At 67.3% G+C, this 18173-nt stretch carries 17 protein-coding genes and 3 pseudogenes; 13 read left to right on the plus strand and 7 right to left on the minus strand.

The annotated features are described in order from the left end of the window. Positions 1 to 1052: 1052 nt before the first annotated feature. Positions 1053 to 1346: a DUF4238 domain-containing protein gene (locus TU31_RS39130; protein WP_045867308.1), complete on the minus strand. Its 294-nt coding sequence runs from the start codon at positions 1344 to 1346 to the stop codon at positions 1053 to 1055. A gap of 212 nt (positions 1347 to 1558) precedes the next feature. On the opposite strand from TU31_RS39130, the gene TU31_RS12760 reads away from it, so the two are divergent. The 7 genes from TU31_RS12760 to TU31_RS12785 all read left to right on the plus strand — a co-directional run bounded on the left by TU31_RS12760 (position 1559) and on the right by TU31_RS12785 (position 6504). Then, positions 1559 to 2164 carry a LysE family translocator gene (locus tag TU31_RS12760; protein WP_042153918.1) on the plus strand — a complete coding sequence of 202 codons (606 nt, stop codon included), beginning with the start codon at positions 1559 to 1561 and terminating at the stop codon, positions 2162 to 2164. Position 2165: 1 nt separating this feature from the next. Continuing rightward, positions 2166 to 2867 carry a B3/B4 domain-containing protein gene (locus TU31_RS12765; protein ID WP_042153488.1) on the plus strand — a complete coding sequence of 234 codons (702 nt, stop codon included), beginning with the start codon at positions 2166 to 2168 and terminating at the stop codon, positions 2865 to 2867. A gap of 27 nt (positions 2868 to 2894) precedes the next feature. Then, positions 2895 to 4475: a MocR-like pyridoxine biosynthesis transcription factor PdxR gene (gene pdxR, locus TU31_RS12770; protein ID WP_078885735.1), complete on the plus strand. Its 1581-nt coding sequence runs from the start codon at positions 2895 to 2897 to the stop codon at positions 4473 to 4475. Positions 4476 to 4568: 93 nt separating this feature from the next. After that, on the plus strand, positions 4569 to 4913 hold the full coding sequence (locus tag TU31_RS12775) for a DUF6042 family protein (protein WP_052718918.1): 345 nt from the start codon (positions 4569 to 4571) through the stop codon (positions 4911 to 4913). Positions 4914 to 4953: 40 nt separating this feature from the next. Next, on the plus strand, positions 4954 to 5526 hold the full coding sequence (locus TU31_RS12780) for a P-loop NTPase family protein (protein ID WP_042153491.1): 573 nt from the start codon (positions 4954 to 4956) through the stop codon (positions 5524 to 5526). Positions 5527 to 5532: 6 nt separating this feature from the next. Then, positions 5533 to 5829 (plus strand): NucA/NucB deoxyribonuclease domain-containing protein, encoded by a 297-nt coding sequence (locus TU31_RS40770; protein WP_078885736.1) that lies wholly within the window; start codon positions 5533 to 5535, stop codon positions 5827 to 5829. Positions 5830 to 5904: 75 nt separating this feature from the next. Next, positions 5905 to 6504 carry a hypothetical protein gene (locus TU31_RS12785; protein ID WP_158894411.1) on the plus strand — a complete coding sequence of 200 codons (600 nt, stop codon included), beginning with the start codon at positions 5905 to 5907 and terminating at the stop codon, positions 6502 to 6504. A 420-nt stretch (positions 6505 to 6924) separates the two neighbouring features. Here TU31_RS12785 and TU31_RS12790 read toward each other — a convergent pair whose 3' ends face one another. After that, positions 6925 to 7365: a hypothetical protein gene (locus tag TU31_RS12790; RefSeq protein ID WP_245698516.1), complete on the minus strand. Its 441-nt coding sequence runs from the start codon at positions 7363 to 7365 to the stop codon at positions 6925 to 6927. Positions 7366 to 7705: 340 nt separating this feature from the next. On the opposite strand from TU31_RS12790, the gene TU31_RS12795 reads away from it, so the two are divergent. Next, on the plus strand, positions 7706 to 8767 hold the full coding sequence (locus tag TU31_RS12795) for a hypothetical protein (RefSeq protein ID WP_063770792.1): 1062 nt from the start codon (positions 7706 to 7708) through the stop codon (positions 8765 to 8767). Between the two features lie 282 nt (positions 8768 to 9049). Then, entirely contained in the window at positions 9050 to 9535 is a 486-nt protein-coding gene (locus TU31_RS39375) for a DUF6193 family natural product biosynthesis protein (protein ID WP_245698532.1), read from the plus strand. 204 nt (positions 9536 to 9739) lie between these two features. On the opposite strand, the gene TU31_RS39675 is transcribed toward TU31_RS39375, so the two are convergent. The 4 genes and pseudogenes from TU31_RS39675 to TU31_RS12815 form a co-directional block, all read right to left on the minus strand. After that, positions 9740 to 9916: a hypothetical protein gene (locus TU31_RS39675; protein ID WP_245698517.1), complete on the minus strand. Its 177-nt coding sequence runs from the start codon at positions 9914 to 9916 to the stop codon at positions 9740 to 9742. A 178-nt stretch (positions 9917 to 10094) separates the two neighbouring features. Then, positions 10095 to 10605: pseudogene (locus tag TU31_RS12805) on the minus strand (IS701 family transposase); the annotation flags it as partial. A 122-nt stretch (positions 10606 to 10727) separates the two neighbouring features. Continuing rightward, positions 10728 to 11105, minus strand: a complete 378-nt coding sequence (locus TU31_RS12810) for a VOC family protein (protein ID WP_042153496.1) — start codon at positions 11103 to 11105, stop codon at positions 10728 to 10730. A 99-nt stretch (positions 11106 to 11204) separates the two neighbouring features. Beyond that, on the minus strand, positions 11205 to 11624 hold the full coding sequence (locus tag TU31_RS12815; RefSeq protein WP_306304257.1) for a DUF6086 family protein: 420 nt from the start codon (positions 11622 to 11624) through the stop codon (positions 11205 to 11207). Positions 11625 to 12690: 1066 nt separating this feature from the next. Here TU31_RS12815 and TU31_RS12820 point away from each other — a divergent pair. The 4 genes and pseudogenes from TU31_RS12820 to TU31_RS12835 all read left to right on the plus strand — a co-directional run bounded on the left by TU31_RS12820 (position 12691) and on the right by TU31_RS12835 (position 17044). Next, positions 12691 to 13185 carry a VanZ family protein gene (locus TU31_RS12820; protein WP_042153498.1) on the plus strand — a complete coding sequence of 165 codons (495 nt, stop codon included), beginning with the start codon at positions 12691 to 12693 and terminating at the stop codon, positions 13183 to 13185. A gap of 85 nt (positions 13186 to 13270) precedes the next feature. Beyond that, a pseudogene (locus tag TU31_RS40585) lies at positions 13271 to 13359 on the plus strand (3-oxoadipate enol-lactone hydrolase); the annotation flags it as partial. 439 nt (positions 13360 to 13798) lie between these two features. Then, complete coding sequence (locus TU31_RS12825) at positions 13799 to 14014, plus strand: DUF6243 family protein (protein ID WP_181018588.1); 216 nt, start codon at positions 13799 to 13801, stop codon at positions 14012 to 14014. Between the two features lie 2304 nt (positions 14015 to 16318). After that, positions 16319 to 17044, plus strand: a complete 726-nt coding sequence (locus TU31_RS12835) for a dienelactone hydrolase family protein (RefSeq protein WP_042153501.1) — start codon at positions 16319 to 16321, stop codon at positions 17042 to 17044. Positions 17045 to 17063: 19 nt separating this feature from the next. On the opposite strand, the pseudogene TU31_RS12840 reads toward TU31_RS12835, so the two are convergent. Continuing rightward, a pseudogene (locus tag TU31_RS12840) lies at positions 17064 to 18146 on the minus strand (Tn3 family transposase); the annotation flags it as partial. Positions 18147 to 18173: the final 27 nt, after the last annotated feature.

Genomic DNA, 18173 nt, shown 5'->3' on the forward strand with positions numbered 1-18173 from the left:
CCCGCTCGGCCACCTCGCTCCAGGAGTCTGCGACGGGCGCAGCCGTCAGTGCAGCTGAGGGAGGTGTTCCACGTCCCAATTCCTCAGCGCAGAAGCCTCGATGTGCCCCTATCGTGGCGCACTCGACGTCTCGCAACGCCCTGGTGGAGTGGGTGACGATGCTGGTCTTCACCCAGGCGGAGGTGAGCCGGGAGCCCCTTCCGCCTGCGCGGAGGGCACGAGACGGCATGCGCGACCCGCGGCCATGACCCCGGCCCACCTCCGCCTGCGCGGAGAGGGCAGTGAGGCCGGCTGACTAGACGGCCCAAGCCTTCCTCTGAAGATCTTGAGTAACCGACTGCACCTGCATCTCCGCCGAGTGCTTGTCGCTCAGGGCTTGGGCGACCTGTTCGATCAGAGGCACGTCCGCGGGATCGACACCCCGCATCAATGCCAGCAACTCACACAGATGCTTGGGTACTTCATCGTCCGGGCGTACGCCGTACCACTGCTCCGGGAGCATCTCTGCCGGCCTCATCACTGGCGTCACCGATGCTCTGGGCAACACCGCCCGTCTCACCTACGACGCCTTCGGCCGCACCATCGCCTTCACCGACCCGCTCGGAGCCACCACCCACCTCACACGGCGCCCCGAAGGAAAGATCACCGAACGTCGCCACCCGGACGGCACTCTCGGCACACTGGCCTTCGCCTACGATGCGACCGGACAGGAAACCACCCGCTTCCTCGGCAGCGGCGCAGCCCTGACACAAGCCTGGGACGCATGCCAGCGCCTTAGCGCCCAGTCCCTGTGGGCCATCGACCACACCGCACAAGCCACCAGGCCTACACCAGCATTCAGGAACGCACCTACGCCTACCGCACGGACGGCTGCCCAGCACCGTCACCGAACGTCGCCGTGGTCGCCGCCAATTCGAGCTGACACCCGCAGGCCGCATCACCCGCGTCACGGCCGACAACTGGTCCGAGACCTACGCCTACGACGCCCTCGGCAACATCACACACGCCCACGACACCCGCGAACCCCACGCGGCAACCGCCGGCGAACGCGCCTACACCGGATCGCTGTAGCGGTCGGCAGCGAGGATCTGCACGGTGTTGATCTCGTCGACGCGAGACCTGGGAGTGGTGCCCAACATGTTCTCTGGTCCCAGAGCCAGCAGGTGTCGGTGCCCAATGGGCAGCACGATGGAGTGCGCGTCCCCGAAAGCCATGTTGTAAGGAAGGGGCGTCGCATCCGTGCGCACGGTCACCGCAGGGTTGTCACCGACCAGGAACTGCCCGCTCTCCGCCGTGAGAGCCTCCAGCTGCCACTTTGCCGCCATGGCGTGCACCTTCTTGAACACGCTTTCGATGCTGGTGCGAAACAGTTTGCCGCTCCCGAATTCCCGGTCCCAGTCCGCCAACGTTCTATGCGGCCGTAGGCGATGCGCGCGGAGGGGCGTACTTCGCTTGTCGACTCGACCTTATGGACCAGTTGACTCGGCACATTTTGGCTCTGTCCGCCGGACCATGGCCGAGGAAGGGTGGGAGGACCTTGAACTTTTTGGAGGTCTCCTTGAGTATCGCGTTCCTGCTGACCACCTTGGTCGTGGTGGTCACTCCCGGCACCGGAGTGGTGTACACCCTGGCTGCCGGGTTGTCCCACGGCCGCCGGGCGAGCGTGGTCGCTGCGCTCGGCTGCACCCTTGGCATCGTGCCGCATCTGGTAGCCACGGTCACTGGCCTCGCCGCGCTGCTGCACACCAGCGTCGTCGCCTACGAGGTGGTGAAATACCTCGGGGTCGGCTACCTCCTGTACATGGCGTGGGCGACGCTTCGCGATAAGGAGGCGCTGTCCGTCGAGGGGGAGACCGAGCCGCGGTCAGCGGCCCGTGTGATCGCTTCCGGGGTACTGATCAACCTTCTCAACCCGAAGCTCACGATATTCTTCGTTGCGTTCCTGCCGCAGTTCGTGCCCGCCGACGAGTCCGGCTCCCTTGGCGCGATGCTCCGGCTCAGCGCCGTCTTCATGGCGCTGACTTTCGTCGTCTTCGCCGCGTACGGGATGTGCGCCGCCGCCGTACGACACCGCGTGCTGGCCAGGCCGAGGGTGATGACCGGCATCCGCCGGGGGTTCGCCGCCTGCTTCGTGGGCCTGAGCGCGTGGCTGGCGGTGGCGTGAGATGCGCTTCCGGCACGCGGGCGCAATCTGGTCCGGCCACCCCGAACTCACCGCCGGTGCGCTGTGGGCCACCGGCATTGGCGCCGCCGCCGATGTTGGCCCGCGTGTCGCTGAATACACGGCCCGTGCCGCGGCCCGGCCGGCCGGTGCCACCGAGAGTGAGTTCCCCGAAGTGCTGGCCTGGCGGCGGGCCTTTTCCCGGATGGGGCTCAAGCCGACGCAATACCGCTGCGCCTCGGAGTCGCTGCTGCGGCGGCTGAGGAAGAAGGGAGAACTGCCGCGCATCCATCCGGTGGTCGCATTGTGCAATGCGAGATCGGTCGCGTACGCAGTGCCGGTGGCGGTCCTCGACACGGACCGCATCGCCGGCCCTCTGCTGGAGGTGCGCTACGCCCGTGGTGACGAGCACTACACGATCTTCGGCGGCGGCACCGAGCATCCTCAACCCGGCGAGGTGCCCTTCACCGACTCCGTCGGACGGGTGCACGCCCGCCGCTGGGCCAAGCGGCAGAGCGGCTACTCCGCGGTCGGTGAGCGCACCTGCCGGATCCTGGTGGTGACGGAGGCCATGCACGACGGCGGAGCCGAGGTCGTGCCGGAGCTATTGAACACGGTGGCTGAGGAACTGGCCGCGCACTGGCCGACCGACCCCGCGGCGGCCTTCCTCACCTCATCCGCACCGGAATTCGTCTTCGGTGGGTAGGCCCCTGGTGAGCACGCAGAGGCCGCGATGGCGTGTGACACCATCGGCCCGGTGAACGAGGGGAGACGGGTAGCGGACGGAACGGCCGCCGTACCCGTGACGGCAGCCACGTCGGCGGACTGCGGACCCCCGGCCTACGGCTCCGATTTCCTGCAGCTCGACGCCGGTGACGCACCCGTTGGCGGTAAGGCGGATTGGCTGGCCCGGCGGCTGCGGCAGGCGATAGCTGACGGCCAGTTGGCGATGGGCAGCAGGCTGCCGCCCACCCGGGTGCTGGCCGCCGAACTGCGCGTCTCGCGCGGGGTGGTCACCGAGGCGTACCGGCGGCTGGCCGAGGACGGCCACGTCGAGGGGCGTCGGCGCGGTGGGACGGTGGTGGTCGCGGCACCTCTCTTGCAGCCGTCGGTGCCCTGCGGGACCAGGCCGTGCCGGGGCCCGGCGCCAGTCGTCGCCAACCGGGCGGTGCCAGGCACGCTGTTCGCCGGCGAACCCAATGCCGACGTCTTCGACGCGCTGCGCGCTACCCGCGCGCGCATCGACTTCACCCCCGGCCAGCCCGACCTCACCGCGTTCCCCCGCGCGGCCTGGTTGCGCGCCGAACGAGCCGTGCTCGCCGAGTTGTCCGCCGAGAACCTCGGCTACGGCGACCCCCGCGGAGCCCCACAACTGCGCCGCGCCGTCGCAACCTGGCTGGCGACCAGCCGCGGCATCCGAGTGGAGCCGGACGAGGTGCTGATTGTCGCTGGCACCGCGCAGGCGCTTACGCTGCTGCACCCCGTGCTGCGGGCGGACGGCATCGACAGCGTTGCGGTTGAGGACCCCGGCTCGCTCGGTACCCGCCAGCACCTGCAGAACGGAGCCCTGGCCACCCCGCCGGTGCCGGTCGACGACGGTGGCGTGCGCGTCGACGCACTGCGCGCCACCGGCGCCCGCGCGGTGCTGCTCACGCCCGCCCACCAATTCCCCACCGGCGTGGTGACGAGCGGCGAGCGCCGCCGCGAGCTGCTGCTCTGGGCGAAGGACGGCGGGCTGATCATGGAGGACGACTACGACGCGGAGCACCGCTACGACCGGCCGCCGGTGGCCGCGCTGCGCTCGTTGCTGGCCGACCGGGTGTGCTACATGGGCAGCGTGTCCAAGCTGCTCGCGCCCGCGCTGCGGATCGGCTGGGTGGTACCGCCGCCCCGCTACCGCGACGCGCTGACCGACGCGAAACGCTTCACCGACCTGGGCAATGCGGTGCTGCCGCAGCTCGTGCTCGCCCGGCTGATGGAGTCCGGCGACTTGGAGCGGCATCTGCATCTGCTGCGCGGCCGTCACCGGCGGCGCCGCGACGCTATGATCAACGCCATCGCCGAGCACCTGCCGGGCGCGGTCGTGCACGGCGCATCGGCCGGCCTACACCTAACCGTCACGTATGCGTCGGAGGTGCCTGACACCGAGCTCGCCGCCGCCGCGCTCGCCCGGGGCGTGAAGTGCCAGCCGCTGTCGTGGCACCGGCAGATGCCCGGCCACCCCGGCCTCGTCCTCGGCTACGCGGCCACCCCGTCGGGGGCCATCGCCGAAGGGGCGGCGGCGCTTGGCGAGGCGCTGCGCGAGCTGGCCTGACGCCTTCGGACGAGGTTACCGACGCTGTCCACCAGCTTGGCCACGCCGGGCACGGACCGCTGGGAAAGGCCACGTACCTGAGACAGCAGGCGGATGCCACAGCGTGAGACAAAACGGCTCGACTGGATCCGCTGGATGATGCGCACCGGCCCGCTCGTCAACGGGCTCACCACATACCTGGTCGATGATCTGGGCGAGCGGCAAGAGGTACTCACCTCCCTGGACCGCCTGGCGGCCGCCACCGGCCGCGATGCCGACGATGTCCGCATCGCCCTCGCGGAACTCGTTGAGGCCGGCGACGCCCAGGTGCATCGAGTACAGGAGCAGGCCGACGTGGAACGGCTGGAGGTGCATCAGCGCTTCCGTCTGGTCATGAACTGGGATCACTTCCACGAGCCCCGGATGCGGCTGAGCGTAAGGCCGACGGCGAGTGACTGAGACGGGCCCTGCGTACTCCGCAGCCCAGTGAGAGAGGGTCATGTCAGCGACCGCCGCTATCGTGCTGGGCGTGGTGGGAACCGAAGGCACACGCCTCATCGTGATCCGCGGCAACAGCGCCTCGGGGAAGTCGTCCGTTGCGGCCGGCCTGCGCGAGAAGTTCGGCCGCAACCTCGCGATCGTCAGCCAGGACAACCTGCGTCGGATTGTGCTGCGCGAACGCGACCGGCCCGGCGGCGCCAACATCGGCCTGATCGATCTCACTGCCCGCTACGCCCTGGACAACGGCTTCCACGTCGTCGTGGAGGGCATCCTGTACGCCGACCGTTACGGCACGATGCTCCAGAAACTGGTGTGCGCCCACCGCGGCGTCTCACGCTGCTACTACCTCGACGTGCCCTACACGGAGACGGTGCTCCGGCACGCGACGAAACCCGATGCCGAGTACCTGAAGCACGTCACCGAGGACCACCTGCGTGACTGGTACCGGGAGAAGGACCTCCTGCCCGACACCCTGGAGACCGTCATCGACGCCGCCAGCACCCTGGACGACACCATCCAGCAGATCCTGCGCGACAGCGGCCTGGACAGGGTGCTCCCGATCGACCGCTGACGCGAGGTGTCAGCGGCTCAGCCGGATGCGGGACCCCCGCCCACGAGGCCACGGCCTCAGGGAAAGAGCTGTGACGAGTACCCCCTGGCCACGTCGAAGGAGGGGCTGTCTGCCGGCGGGAAGCGTCGTAGCTTCCCCGGGTGCTCCATACCCGGCGTGCCCTCGCGCACGGGTGCGAAGGGGGCAAGCGCCTGCATGATCAGTGTCTCCGATCAGAACTACCAAGGCGGCATGAACAGCAGCTTCTACAAGGCCGAGCGGATGCTGGACGGTGATCCCTACCGGGTGCTGATCGGCGACTGACCGCTCATGGAGGGGGCGCTGCGGAATTCTCCGCAGCGCCCCCTCCATGCTTGCTCCCCAGGTAGCCTCGTACACGTGACCACATCGTCTGTCATGTTCGTCAACGAAGGCATCTTCGGTGTCTCGGACGACGCCCAAGTGCCCATGGAAACGGTGCGATGGTCAAACGGCCTCGCCGCTCCGATGGACCACGGAGCGTGGATCCTCACCGGCATCAACACCGGCCATGTGCGCGTAACGGCCCAGTGTCTCGATGCCGCACCGCCCGTTGAGGCGACCGACTGGGAAGAGATCGTAGAGATCAGCGTGCGGTCGGTCGAAGGTGACCTGCGCATCAACTCCGGCTACGACATCGCGCCCGATGACCTTCCCTCGCTCAACCCCCAAGGACCGGGCTGGTACCGAATGCGCGTCCATGCATCGGGGCGCTCGATCAACCCGGACGGGGTCAGCGACGAGCCGGTCGAGGACTACCTCATCGCCGTCTGGCCGCAAGAGCCGGCAGAGTCCGTCGTCATCCGCTCCAGCAAGATGATCGACGAGGCACTGCTGGCCAACGCCGACACAACGCCCGACGAGAATGCACATGCGGCCTTGGAGCCCGACGACACAGCCGAAGACGACCGGAGGGCCGACGTGCGAACTCGACTTCTGCGGTCACTGCAAGACGACTGAACCACGTGCGGTGCCGTCCTCCTACTGCTTCCCTGACGAGAAGATCCGGCTTGGAGTCCGCTGACCGCATGCTGTGTCGGCCCTGGATGTCCCGGGCCGACAGCAGCCCTTACGGCGTCTACAGCCTCCCACGATGCGCTTCTGTCAGGCGGCGTCGGACCGATTGCACCTGGCTACCTCGCCACGGACGTGATGAGGGCGTGCAGCGGTTCAATGAGTTCGGGGTGGTCGCCGCGGGAGGGGGACTGGAGCAGGTCTGCTGCGACGACGAGCAGTGCGGTGTGGCCGGCAGGGCTCGACGCGCAGGGTGTTGCCGTCGGGGGTGAAGGCGAGGGCGAGAACAGGGTCACCCGGGGCGTGGAGAGGGCTTGGCCGAGAGGCTGGGCGGAGGCGGTGTCCCACAGACGTACGGTGCCTTTGTCATAGGGGACGAAGAACGGGATCGATCTCTGCCAGGACCTCGTGTAGCTGACGGGCTCCCAGTGCAACACGGTCGTCGGTCTCCCGCGACATCTCCTCGCACAGCCTTATCGCATGGTCCCGGTCGTCGGAGAAGAGGCTGAATACGTCGACGATTGCGGTGTGGATCCAATCGCTGTGATTCGAGTTGGCGACTGTCAGCGCGGACGCGACTATCGTCAGCCCGACCCTGTCCATTCGCCGAAGCAATGCTTCCGTGGTCTGCCGCGTGACGAAGGTGTCATCCGGGTCGAGCACAAGCTCCCGCAGCGGCCCGAGGGCCTCCTGCATCTCGGCGAACGCGGCCAGGCCGTGACCGGCATCCGCCCGGTCACGGTAGTCATGGCTTCGCCCGAGCTCGCCTAGTGCCATGACAGCCGCATGCCGCAGGTCAGTGTCCACCTGTCCCCCCTCACACGATTCTGCGAAATTACCATCGAGGCGCCCTACGGGATGGTCGCCAGGACAAGGCCCAGCGGAGTCCTCCGCGCGTGGAGGAGGACGAGCTGGCTGAGAACGTGTGAGGGCGTTCAGAGGCCGCTGGTGTCGAGAACGAGGTTGAACGGTGCCGGGATGCAGGGTGGTGCCATAGGGGTGGGGTCCGTCGGCGCGGGAGTAGCCGAGCTGGCAGGGTCCGGAGTAGAGGATGACGGAGCGCTCCTGACGGTCGACAGCCCCGCCTCATCCGTGAGCATGCCCGCAGACCGTCCTCACATTGCAGCAGCCTTGGGAGAGCAACACGTTGCCCCGTACCACACCACCCCGGCCCATCGACGTCACCGCCGAACTGCCGGAACTGGCGGCCCACACCAGGGAGACGACCCGGCTGCACCCGAGACCCGGCGCTCCGGACGTTACCGAGAGCTCGATCGGCGGTCCTCTGCTCTGGCCCGCCGATGAGTCGTGGCCTACGTGTACCGCGCCTCGGATGGTGCAGCGCAGTGAGCCGATAGCCCCCGAGCTCGTCATCGCGTTGCAGCAGGCTCAGGCCAAGCGGGAGGCGCAGCAGGGGGTGGGACGCGGCGGACGGCGCAGCCCGGAGGAGTTCGCTCTGCTCGATGACGCAGTTGGCCGTCGCGGCGCTTCCGTCGACCTCATCCACTACACCACCCACTGGTACGAGGCCGAGGCACATGAGGAGCCGAACCCCCTGGTGGCCGTCGCCCAGCTGCACGCCCGCGATATCCCGAACGTCAGCTTCCCCTCAGGGACCGACCTCCTCCAGGTTCTGTGGTGCCCCACCAACCACCAGGATCTGCCCGGTCAGCCCCACTTTTACATGGGCCCGTCCGTACACCTCGTCTGGCGGCGCGCACCCGATGTCTCCACCGCTCCCGGCATCGCGCGGCCACAGCCTCGGGATGCAGACGACTCCCACCTGCCCACGCCGTGTGCGCTGCACCCTGAGCTGGTGACCGAGTATCAGTACGCGGATCTGCTGCCCGACGCGCTCTGCGAGCGCCTCGACGCGCAGGATGAGCGATGGTTGGACGAGACTGATGTCACTTACCAGTACGACCTGTCCATCGCCCCCGGTTGCAAGGCCGGCGGTTGGGCAACCTGGCATCTGACCGATCCGGCGCCCGCCAATTGCCGGTGCGGAGCGTCGATGGACCTACTGCTCAGCTTCGACAGCAGCGAATGGGACGGTGGCTCCAAGAGCTGGCGCCCCATCGAGGATTCCGAGGCAAACCACGTGGGCGCCTGCGCGCCAACCGGATTGAGTCCCGGCAGAGGGGGCGCCCTACGGATCTTCATCTGCCCCATCGATCCGACACACCCCCACCTGCTGGACATCCAGTAGGGAAGCCGACCACCATACCTTCTGCCTGTTCGAAGGCAAGCCTCCGCCACTTCGCCTATGAAGGGCTTCGCCGGCTTCCTCCGCCAGGTCCTCGACGCAGTGACTGCCGGCCTGAACCCTGCCCTGGAACTCCGGAGTCGTCGAAGGGCGCGTAAACCGGGTGAAGAGGCTCAAGCGGGCCATGTAGGGCCGAGCCTCGTTCCGACTCCTCCGGATACGCATTCTCACCCGGCCATGATCTTCCTTATCAGAGCACCGGTTTCAGGCTACGGCCGCGACACTATGACAGTGGACGCGAAGGACGAGACCTGCGATCAACAGTTGCCCCTGCCTCCAAGACCAGTTCTGCCAGACATAGCCGCAGCACGCAGTCGCGGGCCAGCTGACGTTGTCGAGGCCCATTGGCAGTCCCTACGACTCAGCTGGCAGTGGCGCCATGCAGTACACCAGATCCGCTCGCCCGGGCGCCCATATCCGGGCATCGTTCCGCTGTTGGAGGCCGCCGCCGCTCAACCACGACTCCGGCGGCTGTATCCGTTCACCAGCCACTTCGCCCTGTTCTTCAGCAGTTCCCCCAGCTACCCCTGGACTGTGCAGGCCGGATCCATCGTGCCCCTGCACAACGGACGGTTCAAGGTTCGCCGACGCAGTCCTCGCGCCGTGATCGGCGAAGTCGAGACCGCCGAACAAGCTGTGGCCCTAGTGCTTGAACTCCTGCCCACCGGCCCCGAGCCCGTCATCACCACCTCCGCGGACGAGCACGTCTGACGGTGTGTGGCCACGACCGTCGATATCAGCCCTCACCAGCCTCTCCTCAAGATCATTCACGAAAGAGCGGCCAGAACCCGGATCTTTCTCACTGCTGCTCTTCGCCCCAGTTGGTTCACGGAGCGAGTCAACTGGGGGGTGGAGGCCGGAAATCAGAAGGACTCACCGATCGCTTGGCCGGTGAGTCCTTGTGCGCGGGCTGAGTCAGTGGGACGGGACGAAGCCCACAGATTGGTCGAGGAGGAACGGTGGGCCGGGGCTCATCGGCGACCAGCCGTTGGTAAGGGCGGTGCGGATACTGTCAGCCACCTGGGTGGGCAGGACCGTGCTGCCTTGGATTTCGAGCCAGTTGCTCGGATGCGGCTGGTCGGTGGTGATCACCAGTGTGGTTCCGGGAGTGTCGGCGTTGTTCGACCGCGAAGGTGAGGGGCGACTGCACCACTCCCTGGCCGTAGGTCGGCCGTCCGCGCAGGCGCCGTCGGTAGGTGGTGCCATTAACGGTGATGAGCCGCGATCCCTTTTTGACCAGTGCCATGCCCGCGTCCTTTTCCCGGTGACAGTAGCGAGCGGTGGCTGATCGCTCTAGTTCCGGCTTGGTTGCGAAGACGGGGTCCTCGCTGAGCCCGCGGCCCGGCTGCGGTCCGGATCACAGGTCCACGAACGAGGGATGCACAGCTCCCGGTCCACCGCCGCATGGCCGCGCTCAGCGGCATAGACGAGGGGGGCAGTGACCTGGGAGTTCTCGAGCCGGCCGGCGGTGCCGGTGTACTGGCGCTGTACCCCGACGGTGCCGGTGTCCTTCTTCACGTCGTCGTCTCGTCGACGATCAGCACCGCGGCCTCGTCGTGGAGGTGCTCGACGACGTATTCGCGCACGTCGTCCCGGACGGCGTCGGCGTCCCAAGAGGCCCGGCACAGCAGGTGCTGCATGCCGTGCGTGCCGTTCTCCCTGCCTACTCGGCGATCGTCCAGCAGTTCTTCCACGGCGAGTCCGACGGCAGGCCCAGCACCAACCGCCCGGCCCGCAAGCGGGGTTCGTACCGGGCGAAGGTGGCATGCCATCCGGCCCATACCCACCTCGAGCGCTTTCCGCCCACCGGTGGGAACTATGCCGTGGCCTGCGGCCACCCTCTCTTCGTCGGTCCACACAACTCACGGTGATCAACGGTGGGCGCACCCCGCGGTGTTACCTGTCAGTCCCGGACGAGACAGAACGGGTGTCCTGCGGGATCCGCGAAGATGCGCCAACTCCGCTTTCCGTCACCCTCATTGAGTAGTGCGGCGCCCATGTTGAGGACGTCTTCCTGAGCTTGGTCCAGGTCCTTGACCTCCAGGTCGAGGTGGAACTGCTGGGGCCGAGCGGGATCCAGCCACCGCGGTGGCTGATAGTCATCCACCCGCTGGAAGGCCAGCACGAACCCACCATCGGAATGTAGCGTTGCCCAGCCGTCGTCGAGCGACCACCGTGGATCCGGCTGGTTCACCACGCCGCCGAGAAGCGACTGGTAGAACCGGGACAGCTCAACTACATCGGCACAGTCCAACACCACACACTGCAGCTTGGCGATCATGAAGGGCAGCGTAGAGCAGCACCGCGCATCAGCCTCAAACGAGCCTGGTCACGATCTACAGCTGGATTGTTAGGCCGTCATGAAGCGGCCCAGCTCACGTCACTTCCGCTGGAGGGTGGCTGCCCAAGCCCTCTCAGAGGAAACCGGGGCCCTCGGGACCTGAACATCCTTGACGCCGTCGCCCTCAGCGAAGCCTGCTGGTGACCAGTTCACTTCGATGTCTGCTCTCTCCGCCAGGACCAGCACCATGGCGACGAAGCCATCGGACAGGGCAGCCATGACGACGTGACTCGTTCTCCGGTGCCACGCGAGCAGGGCGTCGACGAACGCTTTGAACGCGACGGGGTCGACCTGGCACTCGTCGGCCTGCATGGGTCCGATACCGGACGGCAGACCCAGTTCGGCTTGATAGACGCTCACCTGGCTCATGAATAGCCGGGAGGCCCCGTTGGACGGGTTCCACAGGGTCTGGTCGCCCATGTCGTAGTACTGCTCAATGCAGCCCCTCCTGCTGGCCACACCGACCAGCTGAGTAAGCGCATGACATTACGGCCAGTCAGCTCCCACGGAAAGTGAGGCAGAACCGTTCTCGTAGACGAAGCCACTTTCGGCACGGACCGCAGCCACAACAGGCCCCGCCTCACCGTGGCGGATGAGGAGAGCAAGCCAACACATCGGCACGCGAGGGGGCTTCGGGGCCCATCCCCGCGGATGCGGGGAGTAGCGGGTCGTCTCGCCCACTTGTCCATGCCGACGGGGCCATCCCCGCGTGCGCGGAGAGGACCGCTCGATCGACCCCGCCGCCCGCTCCATCGCCGGCTCACCTCCGCCTTTACACGGGGAACAAGACCTGTTCCATGACTGGCAGCGCCTCAGCAGTGCCTTGGTCGTCATCGCCTTGGCGAGGAGGGGCTCGGTGTCCCTCTTGCGCGCCAGCCCGCGGATGGGCTTCTTCTCGCCCGAGGTGTTCTTGCGCTGCGACCACCCCAGGGCGCCGAGGGCGGCGAGGGCGAGCAGCACGACGATGGGGCGATGCGGGCGCCGGTCAGCAGCGCGGTGTGGTCGAGGCCGGGCCACAGCTGGTCGGGATGGAGGAGCGCTCCGAAGGGCTGGCAGGCTGCGGGGCCGCCGGAGCCCGTTAGCCGCGCGGTGTTGTTTCCGGCAAGCCAGGCGAGGTTGGTGAATTTGAGAGCGTGCAGGACGTGAGTGAGATGTCGGCGCGCACCTTGCAACGTCGCTTCTCTTGGCCAGAAGACCCCGGTCCTGACCACGAGCAAGGCACCGCATCCGTACCAGCGGATCATGGTGAGCTACGACGAGCCGGGTCGCGCGATCGTCTGCCTCGTCTCCACGGTGAGGTTCTGACCTGCGAAGACTCTGCTTCGGGCGCGGTGGGCGGCTACCTTCCGACGGCTCCAGACTGATGAGGATCTTAGAATCTCCCCACCCTCTGCTTGGGCCGGGGACAGACATGCTCACTCGGATTCCCCACACAGCAGCCCGTCCAGAGCGAAATCAATGGATGCCCCGACTGCCGCTTCGTCGAGTAAAAAAGTCTCTTATGATCGACTGATAGCTTCTCACCATGTTCTTCCCGGTCACCTTCCTTATCGGCGTTCTGGGTGGTGTTGCCCTCTGCGCGGTCACCACCCGGCGCAGAAGTCCTCGGCAGATGTCGCAGCGGGTCGCCCTCGGGCTGCTGTGGTTCTGGGCAGCCTGCATCGTCTACTTCACCTTCGGGACCCCCTCCGGCGGCGGCCACGCTCTCAACCTGAAGCCACTGGACCTGACCAATGCGGCGGACATCAAGGACGCCGTGCTGAACGTGCTCATGTTCGCCCCCGTCGGCCTCCTGCTAGCCCTGTTCCCGGTGCGCTGGTACCAGGCCACCCTCTTCGGATTCCTCGGCTCCCTCACCATCGAGGTCACCCAGTACCTGACCCGATCAGGACGCAGCGCCGACATCAACGACCTCACCAGCAACACCCTCGGTGCACTGATCGGCTTCTCCTGCACCGCCGCAGTCCTCGCCCTCACCAGACATAGCTCTCGCATCCGTGGCACCAGAGTTGACTGCTGAATCGACTGGGGAATCCGAGTGACACTGGGGAAAATCGCTGATCCCATCAAGACTCGGTATCAGGATAATTCGGTAGCGTGGCCGGGTGAGTGAGCAGACCTTGCAACACCGGATCGACGGCCCGGACGACGCCCCCGTACTCGTACTGGGGGCCGCTCTGGGACCACATGGCACAGGTCGTAACCCGTGTCCTGGGGCGTCCAGCCGAACCGGTGAACGACTCCCAAGGCCATGCCGGAGCCCCTGAGTCCGGGGGCGTCCACACAGTCTGTGAGACGCGTGTGAGAGCACGTGAGACGAGAAGCCCCGCCGGAATGCTCTGGCGGGGCTTCTAGCGCGGTGGGCTAAAGGTTGTCCCGTGACGGCGGGGCGGTGCTGAGATTCCCGGAAGGAAACGGCTGACCCCGGGCGCTCGCCGAAGGCCATCCGGCGCCGGTCCGGCGAAAAGGTTGTGTGCGGGGCCGGCGGAACCGGGTAATGTCCTTGTCATGTTCTTCCAGACGCCGATTTACGAGTGAGAGCGTGACGGGCCCCTGCTGACGTCCTTCGACGTCGCCGCCCGTCCCCCACCGATGAATCCGTAGATCACTTCACATCATTACCGGGAGGACCCGTGACCGTGAGCAAGAACATCAACAACCCCGTGGGCATGGGCGGCGGCCAGCGCAAGAGGCTGTCCCGCGCCGAACGACAGAACAACGGCCCGCACCGCAACCTCGACCGCCAGGGTGCCGCCGACCGGAAGGTGGAGCTGGTGCGCAAGATGCGCGAGAAGGCAGGCGCAGCTGAGGGCGCCGGGCAGACAGGCGACGCCACCGCACAGAGCTGACGCACCGCCGCCGCAAGGCGGCACCGCACGGGGCAGGGCCCGGACCGCGACGCGCGGGACGGGCCCTGCTGCCGTACCGGGGTTCTGGTGGGCGGCGGGATGACGAGTGACGTGAGTGACACCCATGAGGAATTGATCGAGGCGGCCGGGAGGCGTATCCGCATAGGGTGGGGCAGCCGAGGGTGCCGGAAGCCAGTGGCGCGTGCCGTTCAGCCGGGAGAGCACGTGAGGTCGTTTAGCGCCCCGCTGAACATCCGCGGCTCACTTCTGCCTGCGTGGAGAGCACCCGGTCGGGCTCTCGAGGACGACACGCCACGGCGGCCCATCTCCGCCCGAGCGGGGAGCAGGACCACGAGGAGCCCGATCCGGACACCCGGGGCCAACCCCGCGCACGTGAGCACGTGTTGACGCGGCCGGCGAGTGGCTGGACGCGGGCTGCCGGAGCGGAACTCGCGTGGACAAGCCTCCGGATGTGCCCGCTCGATCGCGCCGTGCGGCCGATGTGCTTTTCCGGGCCTCGGGCGGACGGTCGGATCAGTGCACTCCGGCGATCGTTGTTCGTAGAGGGCGCGCAGCTGGCGTGCGCGCATCTGTACGCACTGGGCGGTGCTCAACCGCAGTTGGCCCAGGCGCCGTTAACCGGGCGTCACTATGCTCCTGGCGACCACTCACGGTCGCCAGGAGCATAGTGATGCCGCCCCGCCGAACACTTCGGCGGGGCGATGCGATCACAGTGGAATCGAATGGGCTCAGGCTCGCTCTCGCACCTCGGTGCCGTCGTACGTCCCGCCGACGCAGGTGCCTAGCCCGGGCTCGATCTGTCTAACCTGCCCGCCCCCGTCCAGGCACTGTCGCGGGAAGATCCAAGCGTCCGCGTTGGCGAATCCCGCGCTTCCGAGCGTGAGAGCAACGGTCCCGGCGCACAAGGCAACCGCTGTAAGGGCACGATGCATGGGGACATCCTCGGGTCGAATCGGCTGGGCAAGCCAGCCAATTGGATCCCCGTTCGGTGCCTTGCTTTCGGCATTCCTCCGATTGAGGGCGCTTCACGCTCGCATCCGTCGGTTGCCGAGGAACGACTGCCTGGGGTGTGAAACTGGCGACCACTCACGGTCACCAGGAGCACTCAACGGCTGAGGAATGCGAGACTCCCGATTACGCGAGGTCGCCAGTTTCGCTCAAGAGCGGCGAGAACCCGCAGATCGGGGTGTCCGGGTCGGGCGAGTATCCGTCTTCGACGTCTGGTCGCCAGAACGCCGAAGCAGGGTGTCGTTGCCCTGTGCGATCCCCTGAGACAGTACATCTGCGACCAGAGACGGTGGCACACTTCAGTCCGGTTGTTGGTGCGGTGCAAGACACCGCGTTCCCTGGGGGGCTGATGAGACGGCTGAGTTTTTTGGCAGTTGCTTGTGCGGTGGCTGTCGTGGCGTTATCCGGGTGCTCGCCGAGCACACCAACCACCACGCCCGCGAAGCCTTCGCCGCAGCGCGCCACGGCGTCACCGTCTCCAGGCCCTGACAAGACACGCGCCGAGGTCACCGCCGATCTGCGTGTCGCCGGCCAGGATCTCGGGACCTACACAGACTTGAACCCCCGGCTGGCTCCCGGCGCCTGCATGGTGTCGGCGAGGCGCCTGTCCGGCCGGGTCCTCACGATGCGGGATGCCCAGCTGGCCGCTCGACGGCTGCAGCAACGAGGCTGGAAGTTGGGCCGGGTCAAGCCGGAAACGATTGCCCTCAGGTCGGGTGAATGGCACGCGGCTCTCGCAGCGTTGGAGATCTCCGGCCAAAACAGGGCATCGGAACTCGCCCCCTACAAGGGAGCCCTTGTCCTGACGGCGACGGGGAGTTGCGGACGCCGGTGACCCGTGGATCGAGGCTGGCCGGGCCGTGAATCCGCCGTGTCCGGGCGTCATCGCGGTCGGCACGGTGTGCGGCGGCGGGAAAGGGCGGACGCCGCCCCGTCCTCGCGGGGCGACACGGTCACCGACGTACAAGTCGACTGCTGGTCGGTCGACACCCGCTTGTAGACGAGATTGGCCACGCTGTTCCCCGCTCCTGTCGGCGCATCGGACCTCGGGTGTCATCTAACCCTGTCGCCAATCTCCATCGGATCTCATTGGATCGGAGCCGTCGTCAGACCCCCGAATCACTGGGTTCATTGGACGCACGCCGCCCCATTCGTCATTGGATCGTTTGACGACAGGCGGACGACGCGTCCGGGTGATGTAGTCGGGACAGGCTGCTGTCTGCCATCGGTGAACACCACCCCGAGCGGGCGCAACGGTCATTACCGTCCAGTCGCATGACGACGGTAACAACCCGTACGGTCGAATACCCGGCCGACAACCTGACGATGATCGGATACCTCGCGCTCCCGGCCGGTGCCGAGCGCCGGCCCGCGGTCCTGATCGGACCCGAGGGGACGGGGCTCAGCGATGTCGAGCGCCGGCGGGCCGAGGCTCTGGCCGAGCTGGGGTACGTGGCGCTGGCCTTCGACCTCCACGGCGGACGCTATTTGGAAGACCCAGAGGAAATGTTGGCCCGTTGCATGCCGCTGCTCGCCGATCCCGACCGCATGCGAGGAATCGGTCACGCCGCGCTCAACGTGTTGCGTGCCGAATCACGGGCCGACCCCGACCGGACCGCCGCCGTCGGCTACGGCACCGGGGGCGCAGTCGCACTGGAACTCGGTCGCGATGGCGTCGACCTGCGCGCGATTGGGACAGTCAACGCACTGACCACGGGCCGACCGGGCGAGGCGGCACGCATTCGCTGCCCGGTATGGGCCGGGGTCGGGTCGGAAGACCCGATCATGCCGCCCGCGCAACGGGAGGCGTTCACCGCAGAGATGCAGGCCGCGGGCGTCGACTGGCGCCTCGTGGTCTACGGAGGAGCCCTTCACGCCTTCCACCACCCACCGGTCGACCACACCGTGCGCCCCGGCGTCGGCTACCACCCACGGCACGCACAGCGAGCCTGGCGTGACATCGTCGCCCTGCTCGCCGAGTGCCTGCCCGTCACGGATTGATGCGATCGGCTCCTGATACTCAGTCCTGCCCGTCGTCGTCTTCGTCCAGTTCTGGGGCGTCCGGGTCGCGCAGCGGGCGCAGGGCGCCGGCGGCCGGGGTGGAGGCGGTGAAGCTGTAGCGGCCGAGCAGGTTCAGGTTGCGGTGCTTGAGCGGCGACAGGCGGGCGATGTCCTCGTCTCGGGTCTCGTGGCCTTCGGCGTGAAGCTGGGCGACGGCGGCGTCGATGTACTTCGTGGTCCACAGCACGATGGCGTTGAGGACCAGGCCGAGCGCGCGGAGCTGGTCCTCCATCCCGTCCCGGTATGCCTGATGGATGGTGCCGCGCTTGCCGTGGCACACGTCCCGGGCCAGCTTGTGGCGGGACTCCTGCACGGTGAGCTGCCGGTTCATCTGCCGCCGGTAGGTGTCGTCGACCGGGTCGACCACGCGCAGCAGGTGTTCGGTCGGGCGGCCGTCGCGTCCGAACATGCGCAGCAGGTCGTAGGCGCGGACCTGGTTGGTGACCAGGGAACCGGCGACCTTCAGCATGTCCGGCCAGTGCGTGATCACCTTGTTCAGGTTCACCCGGTTGCGGGCCAGGTCCTCCACCGCGCCGTAGCTGCCCGTCTCGACGCCGGGCATCGTGGCCCGCCAGAACCGCTGGTCGTCCAAGTCGTGGAACCTGGGGCTGAAGTTGTAGCCGAGGATCTTGAACAGGCCGAACACCATGTCGGAGTACGAGGCGTTGTCGGTGGCCACCATCTCCGGCTTCACGCCGTCGTCCAGGTTCAGCAGCGCGTCCAGGATGTGCAGGGAGTCGCGCGGAGTGCCAGGCACGACCATCTGCCCGATGCCCGCGGCCTGGTCGTTGACGGCGTTGAGCCAGGTGATGCCGCGCTTGAACCCGAAGTACTTCGGCGACGGCGCCGCGCTGACGGTGCGGACGGGGACGATGAAGCGCAGCCCGTCCACCGAGGCGAGCAGCCCGTCGCCCCAGAACTTCACGATGGGCACCTCGGCCTGGGCGGCGATCAGCGCGGCGTTCGCCGCGGCGATGGTGTCGGCACGCAGGTAGTACTGATCGACGTGCACGAGCCGGGCCCGGGTCAGGGCCTCGCAGCCGGGGTTCAGGGACTTCGGCTCGCCGAG

This window comes from Streptomyces lydicamycinicus (assembly GCF_000829715.2).
Lineage (GTDB): Bacteria > Actinomycetota > Actinomycetes > Streptomycetales > Streptomycetaceae > Streptomyces > Streptomyces lydicamycinicus.

Coding starts and splice junctions, on each gene's coding strand:
- TU31_RS12765 (WP_042153488.1), top strand. CDS start 2,166: ATGCGCTTCCGGCACGCGGGCGCAATCTGGTCCGGCCACCCCGAACTC.
- pdxR (WP_078885735.1), top strand. CDS start 2,895: ATGGCGTGTGACACCATCGGCCCGGTGAACGAGGGGAGACGGGTAGCG.
- TU31_RS12775 (WP_052718918.1), top strand. CDS start 4,569: ATGCCACAGCGTGAGACAAAACGGCTCGACTGGATCCGCTGGATGATG.
- TU31_RS12780 (WP_042153491.1), top strand. CDS start 4,954: ATGTCAGCGACCGCCGCTATCGTGCTGGGCGTGGTGGGAACCGAAGGC.
- TU31_RS39375 (WP_245698532.1), top strand. CDS start 9,050: ATGACAGTGGACGCGAAGGACGAGACCTGCGATCAACAGTTGCCCCTG.
- TU31_RS12810 (WP_042153496.1), bottom strand. CDS start 11,105: ATGATCGCCAAGCTGCAGTGTGTGGTGTTGGACTGTGCCGATGTAGTT.
- TU31_RS12820 (WP_042153498.1), top strand. CDS start 12,691: ATGTTCTTCCCGGTCACCTTCCTTATCGGCGTTCTGGGTGGTGTTGCC.
- TU31_RS12835 (WP_042153501.1), top strand. CDS start 16,319: ATGACGACGGTAACAACCCGTACGGTCGAATACCCGGCCGACAACCTG.